The 13,757-nt window shown below is 70.6% G+C and carries 17 protein-coding genes and 1 riboswitch; of the genes, 8 read left to right on the forward strand and 9 right to left on the reverse strand.

Going from position 1 to position 13,757, the window contains the following annotated elements; genetic code table 11:
* Positions 1-31: 31 nt before the first annotated feature.
* Positions 32-526 (reverse strand): PadR family transcriptional regulator, encoded by a 495-nt coding sequence (locus tag AB0J69_RS11270; protein ID WP_364115395.1) that lies wholly within the window; start codon positions 524-526, stop codon positions 32-34.
* 56 nt (positions 527-582) lie between these two features.
* Here AB0J69_RS11270 and AB0J69_RS11275 point away from each other — a divergent pair, with 56 nt between their 5' ends.
* From AB0J69_RS11275 to AB0J69_RS11290, 4 genes are all read left to right on the forward strand, one after another.
* Positions 583-2,034 (forward strand): MDR family MFS transporter, encoded by a 1,452-nt coding sequence (locus AB0J69_RS11275; RefSeq protein ID WP_364115397.1) that lies wholly within the window; start codon positions 583-585, stop codon positions 2,032-2,034.
* A gap of 48 nt (positions 2,035-2,082) precedes the next feature.
* Entirely contained in the window at positions 2,083-2,283 is a 201-nt protein-coding gene (locus AB0J69_RS11280; protein WP_364115399.1) for a DUF5302 domain-containing protein, read from the forward strand.
* Between the two features lie 161 nt (positions 2,284-2,444).
* Positions 2,445-2,579: riboswitch (cyclic di-AMP (ydaO/yuaA leader) on the forward strand.
* 185 nt (positions 2,580-2,764) lie between these two features.
* The gene (locus tag AB0J69_RS11285; RefSeq protein ID WP_364115401.1) at positions 2,765-3,376 is read left to right on the forward strand and encodes a hypothetical protein; all 612 of its coding nucleotides are present in this window, start codon (positions 2,765-2,767) and stop codon (positions 3,374-3,376) included.
* 37 nt (positions 3,377-3,413) lie between these two features.
* On the forward strand, positions 3,414-4,259 hold the full coding sequence (locus AB0J69_RS11290; protein WP_364115403.1) for an alpha/beta hydrolase: 846 nt from the start codon (positions 3,414-3,416) through the stop codon (positions 4,257-4,259).
* Between the two features lie 51 nt (positions 4,260-4,310).
* Here the strand turns inward: AB0J69_RS11290 and AB0J69_RS11295 are convergent, their stop codons facing one another.
* The 5 genes from AB0J69_RS11295 to AB0J69_RS11315 form a co-directional block, all read right to left on the reverse strand.
* Complete coding sequence (locus AB0J69_RS11295) at positions 4,311-4,682, reverse strand: hypothetical protein (protein WP_364115405.1); 372 nt, start codon at positions 4,680-4,682, stop codon at positions 4,311-4,313.
* A gap of 29 nt (positions 4,683-4,711) precedes the next feature.
* On the reverse strand, positions 4,712-5,086 hold the full coding sequence (locus tag AB0J69_RS11300) for a roadblock/LC7 domain-containing protein (RefSeq protein ID WP_364115408.1): 375 nt from the start codon (positions 5,084-5,086) through the stop codon (positions 4,712-4,714).
* A gap of 29 nt (positions 5,087-5,115) precedes the next feature.
* Positions 5,116-5,925, reverse strand: coding sequence for a hypothetical protein (locus AB0J69_RS11305; protein ID WP_364115411.1), 810 nt, complete (start codon positions 5,923-5,925; stop codon positions 5,116-5,118).
* A gap of 3 nt (positions 5,926-5,928) precedes the next feature.
* Positions 5,929-6,303 (reverse strand): roadblock/LC7 domain-containing protein, encoded by a 375-nt coding sequence (locus AB0J69_RS11310; RefSeq protein ID WP_364115414.1) that lies wholly within the window; start codon positions 6,301-6,303, stop codon positions 5,929-5,931.
* A 137-nt stretch (positions 6,304-6,440) separates the two neighbouring features.
* Complete coding sequence (locus AB0J69_RS11315; protein WP_364115417.1) at positions 6,441-6,791, reverse strand: helix-turn-helix domain-containing protein; 351 nt, start codon at positions 6,789-6,791, stop codon at positions 6,441-6,443.
* A gap of 54 nt (positions 6,792-6,845) precedes the next feature.
* Between AB0J69_RS11315 and AB0J69_RS11320 the strand changes: the two genes are divergently transcribed.
* Positions 6,846-7,448, forward strand: coding sequence for an NAD(P)H-binding protein (locus tag AB0J69_RS11320; RefSeq protein ID WP_364115420.1), 603 nt, complete (start codon positions 6,846-6,848; stop codon positions 7,446-7,448).
* On the opposite strand, the gene AB0J69_RS11325 is transcribed toward AB0J69_RS11320, so the two are convergent.
* Positions 7,442-8,650, reverse strand: a complete 1,209-nt coding sequence (locus AB0J69_RS11325) for a DUF4032 domain-containing protein (protein ID WP_364115422.1) — start codon at positions 8,648-8,650, stop codon at positions 7,442-7,444. The genes AB0J69_RS11320 and AB0J69_RS11325 overlap by 7 nt on opposite strands.
* A gap of 22 nt (positions 8,651-8,672) precedes the next feature.
* Here AB0J69_RS11325 and AB0J69_RS11330 point away from each other — a divergent pair, with 22 nt between their 5' ends.
* Positions 8,673-10,241, forward strand: coding sequence for a DUF885 domain-containing protein (locus tag AB0J69_RS11330; protein WP_364115425.1), 1,569 nt, complete (start codon positions 8,673-8,675; stop codon positions 10,239-10,241).
* 42 nt (positions 10,242-10,283) lie between these two features.
* Here AB0J69_RS11330 and AB0J69_RS11335 read toward each other — a convergent pair whose 3' ends face one another.
* Positions 10,284-10,916, reverse strand: coding sequence for a class II aldolase/adducin family protein (locus AB0J69_RS11335; protein WP_364115428.1), 633 nt, complete (start codon positions 10,914-10,916; stop codon positions 10,284-10,286).
* Positions 10,917-10,935: 19 nt separating this feature from the next.
* Positions 10,936-11,520 carry a TetR/AcrR family transcriptional regulator gene (locus tag AB0J69_RS11340; RefSeq protein ID WP_364115430.1) on the reverse strand — a complete coding sequence of 195 codons (585 nt, stop codon included), beginning with the start codon at positions 11,518-11,520 and terminating at the stop codon, positions 10,936-10,938.
* A 46-nt stretch (positions 11,521-11,566) separates the two neighbouring features.
* On the opposite strand from AB0J69_RS11340, the gene AB0J69_RS11345 reads away from it, so the two are divergent.
* Together AB0J69_RS11345 and AB0J69_RS11350 are read left to right on the forward strand one after the other, a co-directional pair.
* Positions 11,567-12,499, forward strand: coding sequence for a carbohydrate kinase family protein (locus AB0J69_RS11345; protein WP_364115433.1), 933 nt, complete (start codon positions 11,567-11,569; stop codon positions 12,497-12,499).
* Between the two features lie 11 nt (positions 12,500-12,510).
* Entirely contained in the window at positions 12,511-13,728 is a 1,218-nt protein-coding gene (locus AB0J69_RS11350) for an aminotransferase class III-fold pyridoxal phosphate-dependent enzyme (protein WP_364115436.1), read from the forward strand.
* Positions 13,729-13,757 lie beyond the last annotated feature (29 nt).

Here is a 13,757-nt window from a genome sequence, read left to right on the forward strand (position 1 = left end):
ACAGAGCCAGTCCCCTTTACCGTTGGGCCGGTCAGCGCCGCCTGAGGTCGGCCAGGGTCTCGTCGGCCCACTGGATGACGGTCCTGGCCTGGGCCAGGCCCAGGTTGAGCGCGTATCGGCCGAAGTCGCCCGCCGGCTTGCAGTCGAGCACCGCCAGCCGCTCCTGGTAGCGGGCCTTGATCCGCTCGATCACCTCGACCGCCTGATCCCGCTCCATCAGCGGCAGCAGGAACGCCATGAGCGCGACCTCGCTGCGGGGTGTCACCGACGGCGTGTGCCCGCCCATCCACCCGTCCAGCTCCCGCGCCCCCTCCGGGGTGATCGCGTAGATCTTGCGCCCCCGCGCGCCCTCCGACTCGACCTGCACGAGCCCGTCGGCCGCCATCTTCACCAGCTCCGGGTAGATCTGCGTGTGCCCGGCCTGCCAGACGTGGTTGAGCGAGTGCTCGAACTTCTTGGCCAGGTCGTAGCCGCTGGCGGGGCCGACGGCAGAGAGCAACCCGAGCAGCGCGATCCGTAGGGACATGAGGGCCAGCATATCGAAGGCTTGACATGTCAGAAGTTACATGTAAGTTCTCACATGTGAAAACTGACACTAAGGCGCAGGGCAATGGGCTCGTGCTCCTCGCCGTGCTCGGCGGGATGTTCCTGGCGATGCTGGACCAGACGATCGTGGGCACGGCGCTGCCCCGCATCACGGCGGAGCTGGGCGGCAGCGGCCTCTACACCTGGGTGGTGACCGCCTATCTGCTGACCTCCACGGTGACCGTGCCGCTCTACGGCAGGCTGTCCGACCAGCACGGCAGGAAGCCGCTGCTGCTCATCGGCATGGTGGTGTTCGTGCTGGGCTCGGCGCTGTGCGGGGTGGCCCAGGACATGGTGCAGCTCATCGTGTTCCGCGCGGTGCAGGGGCTCGGCGCGGGCGCGCTGCTGCCGCTGTCGATCGCGTTGATGATGGAGATGTTCCCTCCGGGGTCGAACGGCGCCCGGGCGCAGGGTGCGATCGGCGGGGTGATGGGGCTGACGTACCTGGCGGGGCCGTTCCTGGGCGGGTTGTTCACCGACCACGCGAGCTGGCGCTGGTCCTTCTACGTGAACGTGCCCCTCGGGGCCGTGCTGATCGCCATCGTCGCGCTGCGCCTGCCGAGGCGGCCCGGAACGGGCGGCGGGCGCCCCGACTACGCGGGCATCGCCGTCTTCACCGTGGCCATCAGCACGCTGCTGCTGGGGCTGACCGAGAAGGGCCTGGACGGCCACACGTGGACGGACGCCGCCGTGGTCGGGCCGATCCTGCTCGCGCTGGTGCTGCTGGCGGCGTTCGTGGCCGTCGAGCGGCGGGCGGCGAGCCCGATCATGCCCATGGGCCTGTTCGGCAACCGCACGTACACGCTGGTGAACCTGACCTCGTTCTGCACGGCGTTCTCCATGTACGCCGGGGTCGTCTTCCTGCCGCGCTACTTCCAGGAGGCGCTGGGTGTCAGCGCCACCGAGTCGGGGCTGCGGATCTACCCGATGATGCTGGCCATGGTGGCGGGCAGCGTGCTGATGGGCGCGCTGATGTCCAGGACCAGGGTGTACAAGCCGTGGCTGGTCGCCTCGCCGTTCCTGCTGGTCACGGGCGCGGTGCTGTGCCTCGGCCTGACGCCGGCCACCGGCGGCCTGGCGCTGGCACTGTGGATGTTGCCGCTGGGGCTGGGGATGGGCCCGATGCTGTCCGGGCTGACGGTGGCGGCGCAGCAGTCGGTCGAGCCGCGGCACCTCGGCGTGGCCTCGGCCAACCTGACCTTCTTCCGGCAGATCGGCGGCTCGGTGGCGCTGGCCGTCGGCGGCACCCTCTACACCGCGGAGGTCGCCGCGAGCGCGCCCGCGCACGGGATGGCCGCCGCGCACGCCTCCGCGGCGGCCGTGGTCATCCCGTCGCTGGGGGTGGTGGGGGCGGTGATCGCCCTGGTGGCGCTGGTGGCCATGCCGAACAAGCGGCTGGAGACGCCGTCCGTGCCGCAACACAAGGTTGAGGCCGGTTTCGCGTCATAAGCGGCTCCATGCGAAGCTGTGATTGTCCCCAACACCATGGAGGTCCTCATGGCGGATACACCGGAGCCGGAAGTCAGCGAAACTCCCGAGGACGAGATGAAGCGCAAGTTCCGCGAGGCGCTGGAGCGCAAGCGCGACCAGGCCGCGGGCTCAGGCGCCGGTGGCAGGGGCGTCGACCCATCGAAGATCCACGGGGCGCACGGTCCGGCTACGAGTAAGAGATCGTTCAGGCGCAAGAGCGGCGGCTGAGGCTGGATTTCTCAGGGGGTACGGCATGCCGTGCCCCCTTTCTCTTTACCTTCGTAGGTAGATCTTCGACTCTTTCATACGATTCGTTTGCGTTTGTCCGAATCGGTAGTTAGAGTAATCGCCATTACCAGCCGGTGACCTAGTCCTTACCCAAGATGGACCACCGGTTGGCGCCGAATCCCGAACCATCGGGAACCGGGGAACCACCTCACTGGGGTGAATCCGGCCGCGTGCCGGTAGGGCATCTCCACGCCCGAACCCGTCAGCTAACCCGGTAGGCGTGATGGAGAGGAAACATTACCCCATGCACCACCGCGTCGTACCCCCAGACAGCGCCGTGCCGACCGCCCACTGAGCGGTCCCCTTCCTCAAGGCTCGTATTTTGCGCTCCGCGCAGCAACGTCAGGTGCTCTAGCTCCGCTGCGCGTGCTCCCCCTGTGAGCGCAACTCCCTGTCCCCTCGCGAAGGGTTTCACTTTTTCATGTCTGCTCGATTTGGCCTGCGTTCCCTCACCCTCCTCACCACCTCCGCCATCGCAGCGCTGACCATCGTCGGCACTCCCGCCCACGCCGACACCGACACAGACGAGAAGGTCCTGCTCAAGGGCTCCACCACGGCGTCGTACTTCTGGGACGACTCCTCCGGCCGCGCCGGCGACACCGGCCTGCCCGCCAGCGGCAAGCCCATGCAGAAGGGGCTGGCCGCCAGCCCGAGCTGGCCGCTGCTGACCGAGGGTTACGTGGTCTACAAGGGCAAGAAGATGCCCTTCTTCGTGGGTGACCGCGGCCCCGGCGCTCCCTCCAACCGCGGCATCATGCTCGACCTCGACGCCAAGACGTTCGCCGAGCTGACCGGCGGCGAGTTCAACTCCGACACCCTGGGAGTGGACGGCGTCGGCGGCCAGGGCCACATCGAGGTCGACTACGTCATCACCAAGTGGGGCGACGGCGTGGGCAAGAAGAACTACCCGGTCGCGTTCTCGACCGGCGCCTGGGCCGAGCGTGACCGTAACCCGGCCACCCCGCCGCAGGCGGAGGAGTCCTCGTCGCAGGGCGGCGTGCTCCTCTCGGGCCCCGTTCCCGCCGAGCACTGACTTTACGCGGGCGTACCAGAATGTCATTCTGGTCGTCGTGACCACGCGCGTAGCCGCAAACGGCATCGAAATCGCCTACGAGAGCTTCGGCTCACCGTCGGGACGTCCCCTGCTCCTCATCATGGGGCTCGGCGCCCAGCTCATCCAATGGGACGAAGGGCTCTGCGAGCTGCTCGCGGAGCAGGGACATCACGTCGTACGGTTCGACAACCGCGACGTCGGCCTGTCGACGCACTTCCACGACCTGGGGGTGCCCGCGATGGGCACGCCCTCGCCGTACCTGCTGGACGACCTGGCCGACGACACCGCGGGCCTCATGGACGCCCTCGGCTGGCCGGCCGCCCACGTGGTGGGAGCCTCGATGGGCGGGATGATCGCCCAGACGCTGGCCATCCGGCATCCGGCGCGGGTGCTGACCCTGACCTCGATCATGTCCACGCCCGGTCCCTCCGTCGCCCCGCCCACGGAGGCCGCGTCCGCGGTCCTGATGGGCCGGCCGGCCGCCGACCGCGAGGCGGTGCTGGCGCAGGCCGTGCAGACCTGGTCCGTCATCGGCTCGCCCGGCTACGAGCTGGACCGGGAGCGGATCGCCGCGATGGCCGGGCTGGCCTATGACCGCTGCTTCGACCCGGCCGGCACGGCCCGGCAACTGGCCGCCATCATGGGGTCGGGGGACCGTACGGAGCTGCTGGCCTCGGTGGCGGTGCCCGCGCTGGTGCTGCACGGGGAGGCCGACCCGCTGGTCCCGGTGGCCGGCGGCCGCGCGACGGCGGCGGCCATCCCGGGGGCGCGGCTGGTGACGTACCCGGGGATGGGGCACGACCTGCCGCGCGCGCTCTGGCCCGACTTCGTCACCGAGATCACCAAGCTGACCTCCGCCTGACGCTCGCCGGTGGCCCGCCCCCCGCCGGGGAGCGGGCCACCATGAGGGCGGTCAGATCTCCAGCTTCCCCTCGATGCCCTTGAGCTGGTGCCGGGCCAGCGCCAGGTTGGCGCGCCCGCGGTCGAGCGCCAGGTAGAGGAACAACCCCTTGCCGCCGCGCCCGGTGATCGGGCGGATGATGTGGTACTGCCCGCTCAGCGTGATCAGGATGTCCTCGATGGCGTCCTTGAGGCCCAGCGAGTCCATCGTGCGGAGTTTGGCCTTGACCACCTCCGTGTTGCCCGCCGCGGCGACCTGCAGGTCCAGGTCCTTGGAGCCGCCGAGCGTGCCCAGCGCCATGCCGCTGCCGTGATCGACGATCGCGGCTCCGATCGAGCCGTCGATCTGCATCATCTCCTTGAGAGAGACGTCCATGCCGGCCATGCTTCCTCCTCCTTCTCAGCGGGGCTGGATCAGTGTTTCCGTGCTGCGACGGCGGCCACTCCGGCGGCCGTCTTCCTGCCCTCCAGCCGCAGCAGCCCGACGTTCGCGCCGGGTCCGGCCAGGACCGTGAGGACGATGGCGGGGCCGGCGGCGTAGAAGGCCACGAATCCGGCCGAGCCGGAGACGAGCGTCTCCTCGAACGCCCCCTGGCCGGTCATGCTCAGCATCCGCCTGCTCATCGCGACCAGCGCCGCCGACAGCGCCGCCGCCTGCTCGCCGGTCTTTCCTTCGAGGTCGCAGGCGATCGGCAGGCCGTCCACCGTGCAGGCGACGCTCCCGTTCACGTCCGGGGTGCGCTCACGCAGGAGCGCCATCTCCTCCAGAACCTCTTGTCGTAGCTCCACCGGTGGCCTCCTCCTGAGTGAGGGGAACCTCACGACAGTTCCTCCAGCGCCTTCTTCAGCCGCATCAGCAGTGCCAGGTCGGTCGGGTTCCCGGTCACGGGCGGTCCCAGCGGCAGGGTCGCGGCCGTGGGGTCGTGCGGCGGGCGCTCCGCGGCCGGTTGCCGCCCGCGCTTGGGCAGTCCGTGAGCGGGGGCCGGGTCCGGCGCGGCGAGCAGGCCCGAGGCCGCCAGCCGCCGGACGGCCAGCAGCACCGGGTACGCCGGCCGCCCGATCTGCTTGGCCAGCTCCAGGGGCGTCGCCTTGTGGTCGGCCCGGACGAGGACCTCCCACTGGACCCGGCTCAGCGTCACCGCGTGCCCCGGCAGCCGGCCCAGCGGCCGCACCGGGAGGCTGTCCACGTCGGCGGACGGCCAGGCCTGGGCGAGCTGCGCCCGCCGGCGCGCGCACTCCCGCACCAGCCCCGGCACGTCGAAGAACCACTGCCCGCCCAGCCAGTGCCGCTCCCCGGGGCGGAACTTGGGCCGCGACCCGCTGATCGGCAGCAGGAAGAAGGCCGCGTCGAGGACCCCGCCGAGCACCGCGTACTGCAGCTCGCCCGCGGTGACCGGCCCCTCGGCGAGCAGCCGCTCGCAGCCGCCGTCGGCCTGCAGCCCGCGCAGCGCCGCCTCCGTCGTCAGCCCCCTGGCGGCGAGCAGCCGCTCGACGCTGGGGGCCTGGGCGCACTCCATGTACGTCACGCGCCCGTCCGCGAGGAAGATCGTGCCGTTCCGGCCGACCCGGAGCGCGCCCGTGGAGCGCTCGCGGGCGAGCCCGGCCAGGAGTGTGTCGACCCGCGTCATGGGTCACGTCGTCAGGCGGCTGGAGATGGTCTGCAGGCGGTGCCTGGCCAGGGCCAGGTTGGATCGCTCCAGGTCAAGGCGGACGTACAGGACGAGAGGGCCCTCGAACACCGTCTCCATCATCCGGAGCAGGTGGTGGCCCTTGTCCGTGGTGACGAGCATGTCGTCGATGCGTACGACCTCGCCCGGGCACGAGCGGGCCAGGCCGTCGCTGGTGGCGCGCAGGGCCTCGGTCAGCGCGGCGGCCGACCGGTCGGCGTCCACACCTGACGCGCTGCTGAAGGCCACCGCCATGCCGGTCGTGTGGTCCACCAGCATGGCGTCCAGCGCCCCCGGTATGGACATGACCTCCGCCAGGCAGGTGTCGATTCCGAGCACGTGACCTCCCTCGCCGTCTTGGGACGGGGACAGCGTAGGGGGGTGGGATCACACCGGAGAGGCCGCCGAACGCGGGTGTTGAGCTTTTATACGGCCACGAAGTAGAAAAACAACTCCGTTGCGGATAACTGTACGTTTTATGAATACTTTTCGCGGCAACGAAGAATCTCGTTCACGTTCTGCTCCGCCCACGTGGCCACCACGGAGATCGGGTCGTGCAGCGACCGGCCCAGGTCCGTCAGCGTGTACTCCACCCGCGGCGGCACCTCGGCGAACACCTCCCGCGTCAGGAGCCCGTCCTGCTCCATGGCGCGCAGCGTCTGGGTCAGCACCTTGGGCGTGACCCCGCCGATCCGTGCCCTCAGCTGGGTGAAGCGCATCGGCCCGCCGATGAGGCAGAGCAGCACCAGGACCGACCATTTGTCGCCGATCCGATCGAGAACCACCCTGGTCGGACAGTTCGGGTCGAAGACATCGCCGGTATCCATTAGGTACTTATAGCACGATGAAGTAACCAGTATCTGATGGATACTCTTGGCGACATGAAGATCCTTCTCTTTGGCGCGACCGGCATGATCGGGCAGCGCATCGCCGCGGAACTCGCCTCCCGCGGCCACGAGGTGACCGGCGTCAGCCGCAGGGGTCCCGTCAAGGGCGACGTCGGTGACGCCGCCACGCTCGCCGAGGGCCATGACGCCGTCATCTCCGCCATCGCCCCGCCGCGCGACGGCACCGAGCCGGAGGCCCCCTTCCTCGCCGCCAACCGCGCGCTCATCGACGGCGTGCGTGCCTCCGGCGTGCGCAGGCTGATCGTCGTGGGCGGGGCCGGCAGCCTGCAGGTGGCCCCCGGCCAGGACCTGGTCGACACGCCCGGCTTCCCGGAGATCTACAAGAAGGAGTCCCTCGCCGGGCGGGCGGCGCTGCGGCTTTACCAGGAGGTCGAGGACCTCGACTGGACGTTCGTCTCGCCGGCGGCGGAGATCGCGCCGGGGGAGCGGACGGGCAGCTACCGGCTCGGCGGCGACACGCTGATGAGCGACCCCGAGGGGCGCAGTTTCATCACCGCCGAGGACTACGCGGTCGCGATCGCGGACGAGGTGGAGCGCAACGCCCATCCGCGCCGGCGCATCTCCGTGGCTTACTGAACGGGCTCGTCGGGCAGGAGCGCCCGCTCGTCCGGCTTGTGCACCAGCACGTTGCTCACGTACGACTTCACCGCCGTGGCCAGCCCGACGTCGGCGCCCTCCTGCTCCGACAGGTACCAGCGGTGGTCGAGTATCTCGTGGAAGAGCTGCGCGGGCTCCAGCTTCCCGCGCAGGTCCGCGGGGATGGCCTCGACCGTCGGCTGGAACACCTCCGCCAGCCACCGGTGCGCCACTATGGCCTCGTCCTCGTGCCGCAGCCCCTTGGCCACCCGGAACCCGTCGAGGTCGTTGAGCAGCCGCCGTGCCTGGTTCTCCTCCACGTCGAGACCGGTCAGCCGGAGCAGGCGCCGCTGGTGGTGCCCGGAGTCCACGACCTTGGGCCGTACGATGAGCCGCCCGGTGCCGACCTTGCGCCGCACCATCATCTCCGCCACGTCGAAGCCCAGCAGGTTCAGCCGCCTGATGCGCTGCTCCACGCGGTGCCAGTCGACCTCCTCGATGACCTCGCTCTCGTTGATCTCGTTCCACAGGCGGTGGTAGCGGGCCACGACGTCCTCGGCGGTCTCCATGGGGTCGATCGACGGGTGCAGCAGCCCTCCGGCCTCCAGGTCGAGCATCTCGCCGAAGATGTTCGTGTGCGCGGTGTCGATGTCGCCCAGTCGCTGCCCCTCGCTGATCATCGGGTGCATCTCACCGGTCTCGGCGTCCACCAGGTACGCCGCGAACGCCCCCGCATCGCGGCGGAACAACGTGTTGGACAGCGAGCAGTCACCCCAGTAGAAGCCGTTCAGGTGCAGCCGCACCAGCAGCACGGCCAGCGCGTCCAGCAGCCGGGTGAGCGTGTCGGGGCGCAGGGTGCCCGACATGACCGCGCGGTAGGGGAGCGAGAACTGCAGGTGCCGGGTGATCAGCGCCGCGTCGAGCCCGTCCTCGCGGCCGGTGACGTACGCGACCGGCTCCACGGCTGGCGCGTCCAGCCTGGCCAGGTCCCACAGGAGCTGATACTCCCGCTTGGCGTAGCGCTCGCTGATCTCCTTGATCGCGTACACCTTCCCGGACAGCCGGGCGAAGCGCACGACGTGCCGCGAGATGCCCCGCGGCAGGTCCACCAGATGGTGCTGGGGCCAGTCTTGAAGGGGGACCTCCCAGGGGAGGCGGATCAGGTCAGGGTCGCCTAGCGCGCCAGTGATCTGCAGGGGCATTTGCTCAGGATATGGTGCATCGGTGGACGAGTTTCTCAAGTGGTACTTTTCCGACCGTCCCGTCGTCGCCGCCTCCCTGGGGGCCGACGGTTACGATCACACCCTCGGCGATTTCACCGCCTCCGGCTGGGAGGCCCGCGAGCGCGAGCAGGCCCTCTGGTACGACCGCCTCTCGGCCACCGAGGCCCCGTCGCCGGACGACGCGATCGACAGAGACCTCGTCCTGTCGCAGCTCAAGGGCTCGATCGTGCTCGCGTCCTGGCCCGAGTGGCGGCGCGACCCCAGCGTCTACCTCGGGGCCGTCTTCGCCTCGCTGTACACGCCCTTCCAGCGCCGGCTCAAGCCCGAGCCCGAGCTGGTCTCCTCCGCCCTGTCCCGCCTGGCCGAGGTGCCCGGCGTGCTGGCGGCCTGCCAGGCGAACCTGGACCCGGACCTGGCCGCCCCGCTGCTGGTCACCCGGGGGCTGGGCCAGGCGCGCACCGGCCGCAACTTCCTGACCCGCACGATCCCGTCCATGGTCGAGGACGCCGAGCTGCGCGCCCGGCTGGCCGCGGCGGCCGAGCCGGCCGCGCGGGCGTTCGACGACCTCGTCGCCTTCCTGGAGGGCTTCGAGTGCGGAGGCACCTGGCGCATGGGGGAGCGGCTCTACTCCACGCTGCTGCGCGAGCGCGAGCTGCTCGGGTACGGCGCCGCCGAGCTGCACGAGAAGGGCAAGGCCGCCTGGGCGGAGCTGGACGCGCGCATGCGCGAGGTCGCGCTCCAGGTCAACGGCACCCAGGACTGGCGGGCGGCCATGGAGTTCCTCATGGACGACCACCCGCCGACCCTCGCCGACATGCGGGCCGAGTACGAGGCGGAGACCCTGCGGGCCCGCGAGTTCGTACGCGAGCGGGACCTCGTCACGTTCGCCGACGGCGAGGAGTGCCACGTGCTGCCGTCGGCCGAGTACACCCGGCCCGTCCTGTCGGTGGCCCACTACCTGTCCCCGCCGCCCCTCAGCACCTCGCGGACCGGAATCTTCTTCGTCCCGTACACGCCCGACGACTTCACCCCCGAGCAGGTACGCCAGCGCCTGCGCACCAACTCGCGGGCCCAGATGCCGTCGATCGCCGTCCACGAGGCCTACCCCGGGCATCACTGGCACCTGTCGTACATGGCGGGCAATCCCCGTACGGTGCGGAAGGTCTTCCGGACCCCGTACTTCACCGAGGGCTGGGCCCTGTACGTCGAGAAGCTCCTGCACGAGCAGGGCTACTTCGACACCCCCGCCACCGAGCTGGCCCACCTGGACTGCCGGATCTTCCGCGCCGCCAGGATCGTCGTCGACACGGCCCTGCACTGCGAGGACATGTCCATCGAAGAGGCCGAGACGTTCATGGCCACCAAGGCGTCGCTGTCGCCGGGCACCGCCCAGGGCGAGGTCAACCGCTACTGCGCCTGGCCCACCCAGGCCCCGTCCTACCTCACCGGCGCCATCGAGATCGACCGCATCCGGGAGTCGTTCCAGGGCCCGCTGAAGGAGTTCCACGACCGGATCGCGGGGTCGGGCGGGCTGCCCCTCGGGCTGGCCGAGCAGACCGCGCTCGCATAGCCGGGCTCATCGACGGGTTCATCGACGGGTTCATCGACGGGTTCATCGACTGGGGAACTCCGGGGGGTTCAGCGCCCGCTCCACCACGGCGGCGAGCTGCTCGTCCGTCAGGACGGTCGGCTTGCCGACGCCGAGCCCCCGGACGTACACCTCGCAGAGCCACTCCAGCAGCCGGGTGAGCTCGAACGCCTCCTCCAGCGTCCCCCCGATGGTCACCCCGCCGTGGTTGGCCATCAGGGCGGCGCGCTTGCCTTCCAGGGCGGCACGCACGTTCGCGGCCAGCTCGGGCGTGCCGTACGTGGCGTACTCGGCGACCTTGACCACCCCGCCCAGCATCAGCGCGTTGTAGTGCACGGGCGGCAGCTCGGTCATCGTCGTGGCCACCACCGTCCCGAACACCGAGTGCGTGTGCACGATGGCCCGCGCGTCCGTGGTGCCGTAGACGGCCAGGTGCATGGGCGTCTCGCTGGACGGCTGAAGATCGCCCTCCACGAGGTGGCCCGCCACGTCCACGACCGGGCACATCTCGGGCGTCAGCCGGTCGAGCGCCACCCCCGACGGCGTCACGGCGACCAGGTCACCCTCGCGCACGCTGAGATTGCCCGAGGTGCCGATCACCAGGCCGAGGTCGACGGCGCGGCGGCCGTACTCGCACAACTGCTCACGGGGGCTCATAGGTGTGGAATGTAGTCCATCACAGGCGATCAACGGCGCGCAGCATGATCCGCTCGACGTCCGCGCGGGTCAGGCGGCCGGGGTAGAGCATCAGGTGCAGGCTGAGGCCGTCGACGAGGGCGAGCAGGTGCTCGGTGACGTCGTCGAGGTCGTCGTCCGTCCGCAGCTCGCCGGCCGCGCGGGCCCGGCCGAGCAGGTCGCGTACGGCGGCGCGCAGTTCGCCCGCCTCCGCCCGCTGCACCTCGGCCAGCCGCTCCGAGGCCAGGCTGCGGCTCCAGAAGCTGACCTCCAGCCGGGTCTCCTGGCTGCGCTCGCCGTCCAGCGGCAGGTTGTCCAGCAGCACCTCGCGCAGCGCCGCCAGGCCGCTGACGCCGTCCACCTTGCGGGTCAGCCGGGTGCGGATGCGCTGGTGGGACTGGCGCAGCGCGGACAGCAGGATCTCGTCCTTGTCGGCGAAGTAGTGGGCGAGCACCCCGTTGGAGTAGCCCGCCTCCTTGGCGATGGCGCGGGTGGTGGCGGCGTCGATGCCGTCCCTGACGATCACCCGGCGCGCCGCTGACAGGACCTCGCGCCTGCGCTCGTCGTGATCGACGATCTTCGGCATCGAATCCTCCGTTGACTTTTTATTCGGACGTCTGTCTATTTAGACTATGACCGTCGTCACCGTCGGCGTCCACATCGTCGACATCCTCACCAGGCCCGTCGAGCACATCCCCGAGGGCCAGGACACCGTGCTGGTCGACCAGATCCGCCTCACCGCCGCGGGCGCCGCCGCGGGCACGGCGGTGGACCTGGTCAAGCTGGGCAACGACGTGGTCACCATGGGCGCCGTCGGAGACGACGAGCTCGGCGACTTCCTGCTCATGGTGCTGGCCAAGCGCGGCGTGGACGCCTCGCGGCTCGTCCGCAGGGCGGGGGAGCAGACGGCGGCCTCGATCCTGCCCATCAGGCCGGACGGCGGGCGCCCCAGCTTCCACGTGCCCGGCGCGAACCTGACCGTCGCCTACCCCGACCTGGACGCGGACGTGCTGCACTCGGCCCGCGCGATCCACCTGGGCGGCATGGACGTCACGTTCGGCCTCGGCGACCCGGCCTTCTTCGCCCTCCTCGACGCCGTCCGGTCCGCCGGCACCATTGTCACGATGGACCTGCTGTCGGAGATGCCCGACCTGCTGGGCATGGCCCGCGCGTTCCTGCCGCACGTGGACTACGTGCTGCCGAACGAGTCCCAGGCGCTGCTCATGACCGGCGCCCAGGACGTCGAGGCCGCCGCGCGGGCGCTGCTCGCCGACGGGCCGCGCGGCGTGCTGGTCACCCTGGGCGCGGCCGGCAGCCTGGTCGTGACCGCAGACGGCCCGGATCACGTGTCCGAGCACGTACCGGCGCTGAAGACGGAGGTCTCCGACACCACGGGCTGCGGCGACGCCTACTGCGCCGGCTTCCTCACCGGCCTGCTCCACGACCGGGACGTCCTGACCGCCGCCCGCTGGGGCACGGCCGCCGCCGCCCGCGTCGCCACCGGCCTCGGCTCCGACGCCGGGCTGACCGACCTCGACTCCACCCTCAGCCTCCTCTCCCACTAGGACTGCCCTCCATGACCACCGACGCAGAACTCCGTCAGCGGGCCGCCAAGGTCGTCCCCGGCGGCATGTACGGCCACCTCAACGCCGCCCTCTTCGCCCCCGGCTTCCCCCAGTTCTTCGAGCGCGGCGAGGGCTGCCGCCAGTGGGACGTGAACGGCCGCGCGTACATCGACTTCATGTGCAGCTGGGGCCCCGTGGTGCTCGGGCACCGGCACCCGCACGTGGAGGAGGCCGCCGCCCGCCAGGCCGCGCTCGGCGACTGCCTCAACGGCCCGGGGCCGATCATGGTGGAGCTGGCGGAGCTGCTGGTGGACACCGTGCCGAGCGCGGACTGGGCGATGTTCTCCAAGAACGGCACCGACGCCACCACGCAGGCGCTCATGGTCGCCAGGGCCGCGACGGGGCGGACGAAGGTGCTGATGGCCCACGGGGCCTATCACGGGGCCGACCCCTGGTGCACGCCGTCCCTGTCGGGGACGACGCCGAACGAGCGGGCCGACCTGGTGGAGTTCACCTACAACTCCCTGGAGTCCCTGGAGGCCGCGGCGGCGACCGTGGAGGGTGACGTGGCGGCGATCATCGTCACGCCCTTCAGGCACGACTCGTTCGAGGACCAGGAGCTGGTGGAGCCCGCCTTCGCGCGGGGCGCCCGGGCGCTGGCCGACCGGCTCGGCGCCGCCCTGGTGATCGACGACGTGCGCGCCGGGTTCCGCATCGACCTGCGGGGGTCGTGGGAGCCGTACGGGGTGCGCCCCGACCTGACCGCCTGGTCGAAGGCGATGGCCAACGGCTACCCGATCGCCGCCGTGACCGGCACCGACGCGCTGCGCGGGCCCGCGCAGACGCTGTACTCGACGGGGTCGTTCTGGTTCTCGGCGGTGGCGATGGCGGCGGCCAAGGCCACCATCGAGACGCTGCGCGACACCGACGGCATCGCGGTCATGGAACGCGCGGGGACGCAGCTCAGGGAGGGACTGTACGCGCAGGCCAAGTCGCACGGTTTCGTGGTCAACCAGACGGGGCCGGTGACGATCCCGTGGCTCAGCTTCGACGGGGACGCCGACCTGTCCGTGGCGATGCACTGGAGCGACGCCTGCCTGCGGCACGGGGTCTACCTGCACCCGTGGCACAACTGGTTCATGTCGGCCGCGCACACGGAGGCCGACGTGGCGGCCGCCCTGGAGGGCACGGACCAGGCGTTCGCGGAGACTCGCGCCCACTTCGGCTGACCCCGGTAATGCTGCCGACATTCCGGACA

Origin of the sequence: Nonomuraea sp. NPDC049709, from assembly GCF_040674815.1 — a bacterium.
Taxonomy (GTDB): domain Bacteria; phylum Actinomycetota; class Actinomycetes; order Streptosporangiales; family Streptosporangiaceae; genus Nonomuraea.

Excerpts from the sequence above, each read along its gene's own strand:
- AB0J69_RS11270 (WP_364115395.1), bottom strand. The coding sequence starts at position 526 with ATGTCCCTACGGATCGCGCTGCTCGGGTTGCTCTCTGCCGTCGGCCCC.
- AB0J69_RS11280 (WP_364115399.1), top strand. The coding sequence starts at position 2,083 with ATGGCGGATACACCGGAGCCGGAAGTCAGCGAAACTCCCGAGGACGAG.
- AB0J69_RS11285 (WP_364115401.1), top strand. The coding sequence starts at position 2,765 with ATGTCTGCTCGATTTGGCCTGCGTTCCCTCACCCTCCTCACCACCTCC.
- AB0J69_RS11295 (WP_364115405.1), bottom strand. The coding sequence starts at position 4,682 with ATGGCCGGCATGGACGTCTCTCTCAAGGAGATGATGCAGATCGACGGC.
- AB0J69_RS11305 (WP_364115411.1), bottom strand. The coding sequence starts at position 5,925 with ATGACGCGGGTCGACACACTCCTGGCCGGGCTCGCCCGCGAGCGCTCC.
- AB0J69_RS11315 (WP_364115417.1), bottom strand. The coding sequence starts at position 6,791 with ATGGATACCGGCGATGTCTTCGACCCGAACTGTCCGACCAGGGTGGTT.
- AB0J69_RS11320 (WP_364115420.1), top strand. The coding sequence starts at position 6,846 with ATGAAGATCCTTCTCTTTGGCGCGACCGGCATGATCGGGCAGCGCATC.
- AB0J69_RS11325 (WP_364115422.1), bottom strand. The coding sequence starts at position 8,650 with ATGCCCCTGCAGATCACTGGCGCGCTAGGCGACCCTGACCTGATCCGC.
- AB0J69_RS11335 (WP_364115428.1), bottom strand. The coding sequence starts at position 10,916 with ATGAGCCCCCGTGAGCAGTTGTGCGAGTACGGCCGCCGCGCCGTCGAC.
- AB0J69_RS11340 (WP_364115430.1), bottom strand. The coding sequence starts at position 11,520 with ATGCCGAAGATCGTCGATCACGACGAGCGCAGGCGCGAGGTCCTGTCA.
- AB0J69_RS11345 (WP_364115433.1), top strand. The coding sequence starts at position 11,567 with ATGACCGTCGTCACCGTCGGCGTCCACATCGTCGACATCCTCACCAGG.
- AB0J69_RS11350 (WP_364115436.1), top strand. The coding sequence starts at position 12,511 with ATGACCACCGACGCAGAACTCCGTCAGCGGGCCGCCAAGGTCGTCCCC.